This is a genomic window from Empedobacter sp. UBA7620 (assembly GCF_002484185.1).
Taxonomy (GTDB): domain Bacteria; phylum Bacteroidota; class Bacteroidia; order Flavobacteriales; family Weeksellaceae; genus Empedobacter; species Empedobacter falsenii_C.
In genome coordinates this window covers 79,974-92,009 of the sequence record NZ_DLJI01000060.1, presented here as the reverse complement: position 1 = coordinate 92,009, position 12,036 = coordinate 79,974, and the positions used below count along the sequence as shown (strand labels likewise).

The window sequence follows — 12,036 nt, the reverse complement described above, 5'->3', positions numbered from 1 at the left end:
TTGATAAAGTATTTTTTAACATTTTTAACTCTCACAAAAAATCGTATTTTTGAAGCAATATATAATACCTATAAACATGAATTTATTGCAAGGTAAAACAGCAATCGTTACAGGCGCAACTCGCGGTATTGGAAAAAGTATTGCTGAAGTTTTTGTGAAAAATGGCGCTAACGTTGCCTTTACTTATGCTTCTTCTGTAGAAAAAGCTAAAGCTTTGGAAGAAGAATTGGGACAATTCGGTAAAGTAAAAGGATATCAATCTGATGCTTCTGATTACGAAGCTGCTCAAAAATTAGTAGAAGATGTAATTGCTGAGTTTGGTCAAGTTGATATTGTAATTAATAATGCTGGAATTACGAAAGATAATTTGTTGATGAGAATGTCTGCAGAGGATTTCGAAAAAGTAATTCAAACAAATTTAAATTCGGCTTTCAACTTAACAAAAGCAGTGATCAAACCAATGATGAAACAACGTTCTGGATCTATCGTGAACATGTCATCTATTGTTGGAATCAAGGGAAATGCAGGACAAGCAAATTATGCTGCATCTAAAGCTGGTTTAATTGGTTTCTCTAAATCTGTTGCGTTAGAATTAGGTTCTCGTAACATTCGTTGTAATGCAATTGCACCAGGTTTTATCGAAACTGAAATGACAGAAGTTTTAGATCAAAAAGTGGTTGAAGAATGGCGCAATGGAATTCCATTAAAACGTGGAGGACAGCCAGAAGACGTTGCAAATGCATGTTTATTCTTAGCTTCAGATTTATCAAGTTATGTAACAGGACAAGTTTTGAGTGTAGACGGAGGTTTACATACTTAATTCTTAAAAATATCATACTTTTTGAAAGGTTTTGTTTAGTAAATTTGCTAATCAAAACCTTTTATAATTTAAGACAACTACGTTGAGAAAAATATCAAATAAATTAAATGTTCAATTGATTGCTGAAACTTTTTTGGCTTTCGGAATTGATCATATCGTATTATCGCCAGGATCTCGAAACGGAGCATTAACCATGCAATTTGCGAATGACAAACGTTTCAAAACTTATAGTGTAATCGACGAACGTTCGGCTGGATTTGTCGCTTTGGGAATGGCTCAGCAAATTCAAAAACCTGTTGTGGTTTGTTGTACTTCTGGTTCGGCAACGGCAAATTATTACCCAGCAATTACGGAAGCTTTTTTTCAGAATGTTCCTTTAATCGTACTTTCTGCCGATCGTCCCGAACATTTAGTTGATAATTTTGATGGACAAACTATTCGTCAAAATAATTTATTCGAGCAACATTCTGTTCATAATGTTCAACTTTCCGAAAGTGAAGAAACAGACGATTTGACAAGAAATATGTTGTTGACGAAATATGCGTTGATTGATTGTATGCACAAATCTGCGCCAATTCATATCAATATGCCTTTTTCTGAACCTTTGTACGAATCTGTAACAACGCCAGATATTGAAATTGATACAATTACAATTCCTGCAAAAGATTATCCAGAAATTGATGTAATTGATTTTATGAAACGTTGGAATGCTTCGACACGTAAAATGATTTTGGTCGGATTACATCATCCTGATGCCAAATTTGATCATTTTGTAAAACAATTAGCCCAAGATGATTCGGTTGTTGTTTTGACAGAAGTGACGTCAAATATTCATGATGAACGATTTTTCAATAAAATAGATCAAGTTATTTTCCCTTATTCGGAAGAAGAATTAGAAGCGTTGAAACCTGATATTTTATTGACAATTGGGCAAAATGTTGTTTCAAAAAAAATAAAAAAATTCTTACGCGATCAAAAACCAACGCAACATTGGCATTTGGACGAATATTGGCAACCAGATACTTTCCAAGCATTAACAGATAAAATAGAAACAAAACCTGAATTGTTTTTAGAACAATTTGTTCCGTTTGTCAATCCAAAAGAATCTGAATATTACATTACATGGAATTCGATACGAGAAGCGAATAATATCAAACACAAAAACTACATCAATATGATTCCGTTTTGTGATTTGAAAGCATTTGATTCTATTATCAGAAATTATCCAGAAAATTGGCAAATTCAGTACGGAAATTCTACCGTTATTCGTTACGGATTATTGTTCGATCATAACAATTCGAATCCTGTTTTCTGTAATCGCGGAACAAGTGGAATTGATGGTTCTACGTCGACAGCAATTGGCGCTTGTATCGCTTCTGGTCAAAATACGGTGATGATTACAGGAGATATTTCATTTTTCTATGATTCGAATGCGTTGTGGAATGTCAATATGCCGAATAATTTCAGAATTATTTTGATTAATAATGGTGGCGGAAATATTTTCAAATTTATTCCTGGCCCTTCTGAAACAGATGTAGTTGAAGATTATTTTGAAACAAAACATCATTTCACTGCCGAACATTTAGCTAAAATGTATGATTTTGAATATAATGTTGTTTCGAATTTAACAGATTTAGAAAATTCGTCCAACGATTTTTATGCAGAAAGTAATCGCCCGAAGATTTTAGAAATTGATACACGAAATTCTGCTAACGATGCTATTTTAAGAGGATATTTTAGTAGTTTGAAGTAAAAATATTAGAAGAGAAATCAATTTGTTTGGTTTCTCTTTTTTTTATTTAAATTATCTCAATTTTCTTTCCTAAAAATTTTGGTTGAATACCAAAAAAGCTATCAATAAAAACTTTCGTTCGGGCAAAATATTCACGGATATTTGTTTTTAATCCAGCATGTTTATTGACATCTTTCGCATTGTAACCATATGCATTAATTCCTTTTTGACGTGCAATGTAAACTGCTCGTTGATTGTGAAATTCTTGCGAAACTATAATAAATTCATTCTGTCCAAAAATTTCCTTTGCACGTATCATCGAATCTAAAGTTCTAAAACCTGCATAATCCAAATAAATCACATTTTCTGGAACTCCACTTTTTATCAAAGCTTGTTTCATCGCTTCAGGTTCGTTGTAATTTTTTCGACCATGATCTCCACTCAAAATAAAATGCGTCACTTTTCCTGATTGGTACAATTTTGTTGCTGCTTCTATACGATACGTGAAGTAATAATTTTGATAACCACTCACCAAATTTGGCGCAGTTCCCAACACAACCGCAACTTTAGTTTTAGGTAAAATTTCTAATTTATCTGTGACAAATTCTTCCGTAGAGTTTTCTATTTTATAATTCGCAAAAGCTGTAAACAAAAGACTTAAAACACCAAAAATAAGTAAAGTATAAAAAGATTTTTTCAGAAACTTTTTGGTTTTAATTTTCATACAATAAATTCGATTGATTCTTAGCTAAAATACACGATTAATATGATTTTAACTAATAAAAAAAGTAGCTAAAATTAGCTACTTTTCTATATAATTGTTAAAAATTATTAACTAATTATTTTTTTAGTTTTTGGAAATTTTTTGCGTAAAAGTTTTATCAGCTGTTATTACTTTTAAGATATAAGTTCCTTTAGAAAGAGAAGATACATTTACTTGTTTTGTATTTTCTTTTGTTAAAATTAACTTTCCATCCATTGAATATAATTCTATTTTCAAGTTATTATTTTCAATGTTTATATTTAGAAAATCTTTTACTGGATTTGGATAAATAACCATCTCATTTTTTGAAATTTCAGCTGTACTCAAATCTGATAAACTTATTTTTACTACTTTATTTCTAGAGACTAATGCGCAATACAATTCATCATTATAAACAGCAAGCCCGTTTGTATATCCTAAATCAGAAACAAATAAATCTGCTTCAGTAGTAGTTTCTGATAAATTATACTTATAAATTTTACCTGCATAATCAGTTGAAATATATAAATTTTGATCTTTATCTAATGCCAAATAAGAAGGATTTTTCACATTTGTAACAACGGTAGACAATATACCATTTTGTGTAATTTTATATACTTTATTGTCTTTAACAGAAGCTACATATAAGTTTCCGTTTTTATCAAAAACAAGTCCTCTCGCCCCTTGTATCGAATGAGATAAATTAGTAATTTCTATTGTATTTAAATCAAATACAGATATTACACCATCTCTTTCTTCAGAAAAATAAATATTCTTTGATATAGGATCAATAGCCATTCCGTAAGCAGAATAAGCAGGATAAGAAACCGATGTTCCTGTCAAAGAATTGATTGACTTAATACTTCCTAAAGCTTGAAAAGAAGCCCAAATATCTCCAAAAGAGTCAATCGCTAATTGTCTTGGTTGACCATTCATTCCTGTTTTAAGAGTTGTCAAAGAGTTATTTTCAAATTTTTTTATACCATAATCAGATTCTGTTCCCACATAAAGTATACCTTTTGAATCGAAGACAATTCCCGTAGGGTTTCCAGATACAGTTACATAATCAGATACGGTTTGTGCATTTAACATTGATGTTAATAGCGTAACAAAAAATAAAAGTTTTTTCATAATCATAAAAATTTAAGTTGTTTAATAATGCAAAGCTAAAATTTTATTATGAACAAAAATCTGATTATTATCATAACAAACTCAACTGCAATAAGATACAAATAAACGTTTATATATGTAATTATTAACTTAATAGCTATTAAACTATAAATTCAAACTATTGGATACAATCCTTGATTAATATTGTATTTAGAAATAAATTAGAAAATATCTTGAAAAAAAATTAGAAAATAAAAAATCCCTCTAATTAATTAGAGGGATTTTTTGTTATAATTGTTCAGAATATATTATTCTTTAATTCTTTCTACATAAGAACCATCTTCTGTGTTGATTTTCACTTTATCACCTTCGTTAATGAATAAAGGAACACGAATTTCAGCACCAGTTTCTGTCGTTGCAGGTTTTGTAGCATTTGTAGCTGTATCACCTTTAAGACCTGGCTCTGTGTATGTAATTTCCATTACAACTGTAGTTGGTAACTCAGCTGCTAAAGCTGTTTCATCAGAAGCACGGAACAAGATTTTTACTTCGTCACCAGCTTTCATAAATTGTGAATTATCAATCAAATCTTTGTTTAAATAAACTTGAGAGAAATCATCATTATTCATGAAGTGGAAACCATTATCATCTTCATATAAATATTGGTAGTTACGTGTTTCTACACGAACCTCTTCAATTTTATGACCAGCAGAAAATGTATTGTCTAATACTTTTCCATTAGTTAATGATTTTAATTTTGTACGAACGAAAGCAGGTCCTTTACCTGGTTTTACGTGTAAAAATTCGATAATTTTATACGTATCATTATTAAAAATAATACATAAACCTTTTCTGATATCAGAAGTTGTTGCCATTTATTCTATTGTTATTTTATTAAACTCCCGAGCTATATCCTTTCATAATTCCACGATCACTTGTATTGATAAAATCAAGGATTACTTCACGATAATGTGAATCTGGGAATTTTTCTAAGATTTGTTCTACAGCCTGAGATACGTTATTTTTTTGTTGATATAAGATTCTGTAAATACCTTGAATTTCGAAGATTTCTTCTGATGTGAAACCTTTTCTTCTCAATCCAATTGCATTAACTCCCGCATAAGCAACAGGATTTTTTGCTGCTTTAACGTACGGAGGAACATCTTTACGAATTTGTGTCGCACCAGCTACAAAAGCATGTTCTCCAATTTTTGTAAATTGATGAACCGCACTATAACCACCAATAAAAGCGAAATCTCCAACTTCTATATGTCCTGCTAAACCAACCGCATTTACGATTACGACATTATTTCCTACAACACAATCGTGCGCGATATGCGCAGTTGCCATAATCAAACAATTGTCACCAATTTTAGTATAACCTAATGCATTAGTTCCTTTGTTTACAGTAACACATTCACGAATCGTTGTATTGTCACCAATATATGTTAAAGTTTTTTCACCTTCGTACTTCAAATCTTGAGGCTCACCAGAAATTACTGTACCTGGATAAATTTTACAATTTTTTCCAATACGCGCTCCTGACATAATTGTTACATTAGGACCAATCCATGTTCCATCACCAATTTCTACATCTTCGTAAACAGAAGAGAAAGGGCTGATTGTAACATTTTCACCTATTATTGCAGTTGGATGAACATATGCCATCGGATGATTCATAACTTCCATTTCTTTAATTATTCTTTTGTAATAACTGCCATCATTTCTGCTTCCACAGCGATTTGATTGTTCACATATCCAATTCCTTGCATATGAACAATTCCTCTTCTAATTGGTTCAACCAACTCTAATTTAAACACCAATGTATCTCCTGGAATAATTTTACGTTTAAATTTAGCACTTTCAATTTTCATGAAATAAGTTGAATAATCTTGAGGATTTTCTAATTCTCCTAAAATTAATAGACCTCCTAATTGCGCCATTGCTTCAATTTGCAATACACCTGGCATAACAGGTTCTTTAGGAAAATGTCCAACAAAGAAAGGCTCGTTCATCGTTACATTTTTCACGCCGATTAAACCTGTTGCACTTTTAGAAATTACCTTGTCAATCAATAAAAATGGTGGACGATGTGGTAATAACTTCATGATATCATTAATATCATAAACTGGTTCTGCTGTCAAATCAAATTCTGGCACTTTGTTACGTTGCGCTAATTTAATTTGTTTGCTTAATTTCTTTGCAAAATTTGTATTGGTATGATGTCCAGGCTTTGTTGCAATAATTTTAGCCTTCAATTTTTTACCTACTAAAGCCAAATCTCCCACAACATCTAATAATTTGTGACGAGCAGCTTCGTTTGGATAATGTAAAGTCAAATGATCTAAAATTCCATTCGGACGAATAGAAACATCATCTCTATTGAATGCTTTACATAATTTTTCTTTTGTTTCTGGCGTAATTTCTTTGTCAACATAAACAATTGCATTGTCTAAATCTCCACCTTTTACTAAACCAGCTTCCAACAATTGCTCTAACTCATGTAAGAAACAAAATGTTCTTGCTTGAGAGATATCTTGTTTAAAGTTTTTGATAGATGTTAAAGTTGCATTTTGAGTTCCCAAAACTTTCGTTCCGAAATCTACCATTGCTGTAACTTGGTATTCATCTGCAGGAATCGCAGTGATTTCTGACCCTGTTTCTGGATCTACGTACGTTACAATTTCTTTAATTCTATAATATTCTCTGTCTTTATCTTGCTCTACAATTCCAGCAGATTCTATTGCTTCAACGAAAAAACGAGAAGAACCGTCCATAATTGGTGGTTCCGCATTGTCAATTTCAATGTAACAATTATCAATATCCATACCTACCAAAGCCGCCAAAACGTGCTCTGTTGTATGTACTTTAACTCCTTTCTTCTCTAAAGTTGTTCCTCGAGCTGTACTCACAACATATTGTGCATCAGCTTCTACTTGAGGTTGACCTTCTAAATCTGTTCTAACAAATACAAATCCTGTATCTGGTTCAGCTGGTTTAAATGTTAAGGTAACAAATTTACCTGTATGTAAGCCAACACCTTTTAGAACGGCTTCATTCGCTAAAGTTTTTTGTTTATCAGACATTAACTTTTACTTTTGTTTGTTCTCTTTTTCTAATTTATCGATTCGTTTCACAATTTCTGGAAACTTTCTAAAATGTACGTACGATTTTCTAAAGCTTGATGCATCCATTGCTGGCGAACCATACAATTGCGTTTTGCTTTCTACATCTCCATTGATACCACTCTGAGCTTGTACTTGTACAAAATCTCCGATTGTCAAATGTCCTGCGATACCAACTTGACCTCCAATCATACAATTGCGTCCAATTTTTGTAGAACCTGCTACTCCACTTTGCGAAGCAATAACAGTATTCTCACCAATTTGAACGTTGTGAGCAATTTGAATTTGGTTATCTAATTTTACTCCTTTACGAATAATTGTAGATCCCATTGTTGCTCTATCAATTGTTGATCCTGCTCCAATTTCGACATTATCTTCAATCAAAACATTTCCTATTTGAGGAATTTTTTCGAAAGAACCATCTGGATTTGGCGCAAAACCGAAACCATCAGCACCAATCACAACATTAGAATGAATGATACAATTTTGACCAATTTCACACTCTTCATACACTTGTACGCCCGAATGTAAAACGCTATTATCACCAATCTTAGCATGATCGCCAATCGTTACATTTGGATATATTTTCACATTATTCCCAATCGAAACGTTAGCTCCAATATAAGAAAAACTTCCAACATATACATTATCTCCTAGTTGCGCAGTAGAATTTACTTTCGTATATTCTTCTATCCCAACTTTATTATTTTTTATCGTATTGTAATACTGCAATAGCTGTGTAAAGGCTTGATATGCATCTTCAACCACAATCAATGTAGACGAAATAGAATCTGTTGCCACAAAATCCTTACTCACAATCACAATAGAAGCGTTTGTTGTATAGATAAAATGCTCGTATTTCGGATTAGCCAAAAACGAAATCGAACCTTCTTTTCCTTCCTCTATCTTCGATAATGTGGAAACATCTACATTTGCATCACCTTTTACGGTTCCTTGCAATAATTGCGCAATCTCTGCAGCTTTAAATTTCATAGTCTGCAAAACTAATAATTATTCTTAAATTTATAAAATGATTATTTAAGTTATTTAACTTTTTTGTCAAATTCTTCAAATCACTATTTAAACGCTGTGGTAATGATATTTTGTAATTTCTTGTTGCAAAAATTGCGTTAACAAACTTTTTTCTGAACTCGAAATTTCTTTTACCTCACCATTTTTATATAAAACCTTTATCGGACTTTTTGATTTTTCGTAGGGAACAATTTTTATCGTTGTTTGCTCTACAAAATAACTTGCATCATCAATTCCTAAAGCTTTTTCTACTCTATTTTTTTCAACCAAAATTTCTTCTTCAGATAATTTTGTATCCATCAAATATGATTTTGGTAATGTACGCTGAATAATATTTTTGGATAATTTACTCAAAATTAAATCATCATGAAACTGCCATTCTTTTATCGCTGATAAAACATCCGAATCGTCTAAACGCGTAAAAATTTCTAAACCTTCTTTCGATAAACTTCCTACTTCATTTTCTTCTAAAAAGTATTTAAAAGCAAACGTAGCAAAAAGATTTTCTCCCGCTTTTGTCAATTCTTTTGCTCTTCTCAAAACGCTAATCAAAAAATTCTCTGCTGTAAACGACTTCTTGTGCATATACACTTGCATGTACATAAACATACGCGCCATCAAAAATTTCTCGACCGACGAAATTCCCTTTGCTTCTATCACCAGCTCATCATTCGAGACATTCATCATCGAGATAATTCGTTCTGGATTGATATTTCCTTCTACCACTCCTGTGTAAAAACTATCGCGTTTCAAGTAATCCATTCTATCACAATCCAACTGACTAGAAACCAATTGCGACAAGAATTTTTTCGGATAATTCCCTTTAAAAATCTGAATAGCTAAAGCTAATCGATTATCAAAAATTTGATTCAATTCTTCCATCAAACGAAGCGAAATTTCTTCGTGATGCGAACCATTAATGATAGAATGTTCAAGAGAATGAGAAAAAGGACCATGTCCCAAATCGTGTAATAAAATTGCAATTAAAGCTCCATTTTCTTCTTCTGGAGTAATATCGACGTTTTTTCTTTTGAGAATATTTAAGGCTTTTTGCATCAAATGCATACAACCTAAAGCGTGATGAAAACGAGAATGTCTGGCTCCTGGATAAACTAATTCTGTTAAACCCGTTTGCGAAATCCTACGAAGTCGTTGAAAATATGGATGTTGAATAATCTGATAAATAAGCTCGTTTGGAATCGTAATAAATCCATGAACTGGATCATTTACTATCTTCAACTTATTATTGTTTAATGGATTCAAACGTACTATTTTATCGGCAAAGATAAGAATTTTTACTCATTCTGAACGTTACTTTTTTGATTAAGAATGGTTTTTATAAAATATTTTAGATAAAAATCATTTTTGGAATTATTTATGCTAAATAATCATCGCAAATTTTGGGAAAACTCCAATTTTGTTTAACATACAATTTTGATTTTAACATTTCCGTTATCGCTATATTTGGAATAATTCTAAAATGTAGAAATCAATATAAAAAATAAAAATATAACAAATGGCTATAAAAATTTTATGGATTGATGATGAAATCGATTTATTGAAACCACACCAACTTTTTTTAGAGAAAAAAGGATACGATACAACAATGATAAATAATGCGACTGATGCATTAGAAGAAATAGAAAAAGAGAACTTTGCAGCGGTTTTAATCGACGAAAATATGCCAGGTTTAAGTGGATTGGAAGCCTTACCAAAAATTAAGGAATTGCGTCCAAACCTTCCTGTTATTATGGTCACAAAAAGTGAGGAAGAGCATATCATGGAAGATGCAATTGGCTCGCATATAGCAGATTACTTGATTAAACCAGTTAATCCAAATCAGATTTTATTGAGTTTGAAAAAGATTTTGGATGCTTCGAAAATTATTTCAGAAAAAACAGTTATCAATTATCAACAGGAATTCAGAAATATCACAATGGATATGATGAATGCGCGCGATTATGAGGATTGGCAAGAGATTTATAAAAAATTAGTTTTTTGGGAACTTGAGCTTGAAAATATCGAAGATACAGCACTTTCTCAAATCATCGAAAATCAAAAAAGTGAAGCGAATGCAGCTTTCTTCAAATTTATAGAACGTAATTACGAAGATTGGTTGCATGACGACGAAGATCGTCCCGTTTTATCGCACACAATTTTCAATCAATTAGTTCGACCTCATCTTGGAAAAGATAAAAATGTCTTATTGATTATGGTTGATAATTTACGCTACGATCAATGGAAAGTTATTGAGCCAATTTTCAATCGTTATTATAATTCGGAAGCCGAAAATTTATATTATAGTATTTTACCTTCGGCTACTCAATATGCTAGAAATGCGTTCTTTTCGGGTTTAATGCCTTTAGAAATTGAGAAAAAATATCCTGAATATTGGTTGAATGATACCGACGAAGGAAATAAAAATATGTACGAAAAAGAATTGTTAGGAGAACAATTAAAACGTCTTGGTTTTGGCGATTTATCGTATAATTATTTCAAAATTTTAAATTCTGATTTCGAGAAAAAAATTGCAGATGATTTTAATAATTACAAAAAGAACAATCTAAATGTAATTGTCTACAACTTTATCGATATTCTTTCGCATGCGAAAACGGACAACAAAATTGTTGGTGAAATTATTCGTGATGATAAAACGTATCGTTCGATCACAAAACATTGGTTTGAGAATTCATATTTAATGGAAATTGTGAAAAAAGCGGCGCAAGAAAAAATGAAAATTATTGTAACAACCGATCACGGAACAATTTACGTAAAGGAACCTACAAAAGTGATTGGCGACAAAGAAGCAAGTACAAATTTGCGTTATAAACTGGGGAAACAATTGCAATACGATCCGAAAGATGTTTTGGCGGTTGAGCAACCAGAAAAATTCCTTTTACCTAAGGTTAATGTTACGTCAAAGTATATCTTTGCAAAAGAAAATTTATTTTTAACGTATCCAAAAAATTACAATCATTTCGTTAATTATTACAAAAACACTTACCAACACGGTGGAATTTCGTTGGAGGAAATAATTATCCCAATGGTTGTTTTAACACCAAAAAATTAAATGGAATTTATCATCAATAATTTAGACGAATTACCAGAAGTTGCTCAAAAAATAATCGATCAACTTCAACATAAATTAATCACTTTCGAAGGAGAAATGGGAGCTGGAAAAACAACTTTTATCAAAGAGTTTGTAAAAGCTTTGGGAACAAATGATGAAGTTTCGAGTCCTACTTTTTCGATTGTAAATGAATACGAAACAGATAAAGGAAAAGTTTATCATTTCGATTTTTATCGTTTAAATCACGAAGATGAAGCCTTAGATTTTGGGATTGAAGAATATTTATATTCTAATCAATATTGTTTAATGGAATGGCCAAATAAAATTGCTAACTTTATACCAGATGAACACCACACAATTACATTGGAAAATGTAGATGGAGTTCGTCATTTAAATTTTAGTTAA

General features: G+C 31.4%; 11 protein-coding genes. 4 read left to right on the top strand and 7 right to left on the bottom strand.

The features are described 5' to 3' along the window. Positions 1-76 precede the first annotated feature (76 nt). Together fabG and menD are read left to right on the top strand one after the other, a co-directional pair. Positions 77-820, top strand: a complete 744-nt coding sequence (gene fabG, locus B2217_RS15850; RefSeq protein WP_038336119.1) for a 3-oxoacyl-[acyl-carrier-protein] reductase — start codon at positions 77-79, stop codon at positions 818-820. Between the two features lie 82 nt (positions 821-902). Continuing rightward, positions 903-2,573, top strand: coding sequence for a 2-succinyl-5-enolpyruvyl-6-hydroxy-3-cyclohexene-1-carboxylic-acid synthase (gene menD / locus B2217_RS15845; protein WP_180904670.1), 1,671 nt, complete (start codon positions 903-905; stop codon positions 2,571-2,573). 46 nt (positions 2,574-2,619) lie between these two features. On the opposite strand, the gene B2217_RS15840 is transcribed toward menD, so the two are convergent. The 7 genes from B2217_RS15840 to B2217_RS15810 form a co-directional block, all read right to left on the bottom strand. Continuing rightward, positions 2,620-3,276, bottom strand: coding sequence for a SanA/YdcF family protein (locus B2217_RS15840; RefSeq protein ID WP_180904671.1), 657 nt, complete (start codon positions 3,274-3,276; stop codon positions 2,620-2,622). A 123-nt stretch (positions 3,277-3,399) separates the two neighbouring features. Next, the gene (locus tag B2217_RS15835; RefSeq protein WP_180904672.1) at positions 3,400-4,425 is read right to left on the bottom strand and encodes a T9SS type A sorting domain-containing protein; all 1,026 of its coding nucleotides are present in this window, start codon (positions 4,423-4,425) and stop codon (positions 3,400-3,402) included. A 287-nt stretch (positions 4,426-4,712) separates the two neighbouring features. Beyond that, positions 4,713-5,279 carry an elongation factor P gene (gene efp, locus B2217_RS15830; protein ID WP_038336113.1) on the bottom strand — a complete coding sequence of 189 codons (567 nt, stop codon included), beginning with the start codon at positions 5,277-5,279 and terminating at the stop codon, positions 4,713-4,715. Between the two features lie 19 nt (positions 5,280-5,298). After that, entirely contained in the window at positions 5,299-6,084 is a 786-nt protein-coding gene (gene lpxA / locus B2217_RS15825) for an acyl-ACP--UDP-N-acetylglucosamine O-acyltransferase (protein WP_115002092.1), read from the bottom strand. Positions 6,085-6,101: 17 nt separating this feature from the next. Then, positions 6,102-7,490, bottom strand: coding sequence for a bifunctional UDP-3-O-[3-hydroxymyristoyl] N-acetylglucosamine deacetylase/3-hydroxyacyl-ACP dehydratase (locus tag B2217_RS15820; protein WP_135835139.1), 1,389 nt, complete (start codon positions 7,488-7,490; stop codon positions 6,102-6,104). A 6-nt stretch (positions 7,491-7,496) separates the two neighbouring features. Beyond that, positions 7,497-8,522 carry a UDP-3-O-(3-hydroxymyristoyl)glucosamine N-acyltransferase gene (gene lpxD, locus B2217_RS15815; RefSeq protein ID WP_180904673.1) on the bottom strand — a complete coding sequence of 342 codons (1,026 nt, stop codon included), beginning with the start codon at positions 8,520-8,522 and terminating at the stop codon, positions 7,497-7,499. A gap of 87 nt (positions 8,523-8,609) precedes the next feature. After that, complete coding sequence (locus B2217_RS15810; protein ID WP_244957948.1) at positions 8,610-9,800, bottom strand: HD domain-containing protein; 1,191 nt, start codon at positions 9,798-9,800, stop codon at positions 8,610-8,612. Positions 9,801-10,077: 277 nt separating this feature from the next. On the opposite strand from B2217_RS15810, the gene B2217_RS15805 reads away from it, so the two are divergent. Together B2217_RS15805 and tsaE are read left to right on the top strand one after the other, a co-directional pair. Further along, a complete protein-coding gene (locus tag B2217_RS15805; protein WP_180904674.1) occupies positions 10,078-11,631 on the top strand; it encodes a bifunctional response regulator/alkaline phosphatase family protein in 1,554 nt (517 codons plus the stop codon). Continuing rightward, positions 11,632-12,036: a tRNA (adenosine(37)-N6)-threonylcarbamoyltransferase complex ATPase subunit type 1 TsaE gene (tsaE, locus tag B2217_RS15800; protein WP_180904675.1), complete on the top strand. Its 405-nt coding sequence runs from the start codon at positions 11,632-11,634 to the stop codon at positions 12,034-12,036.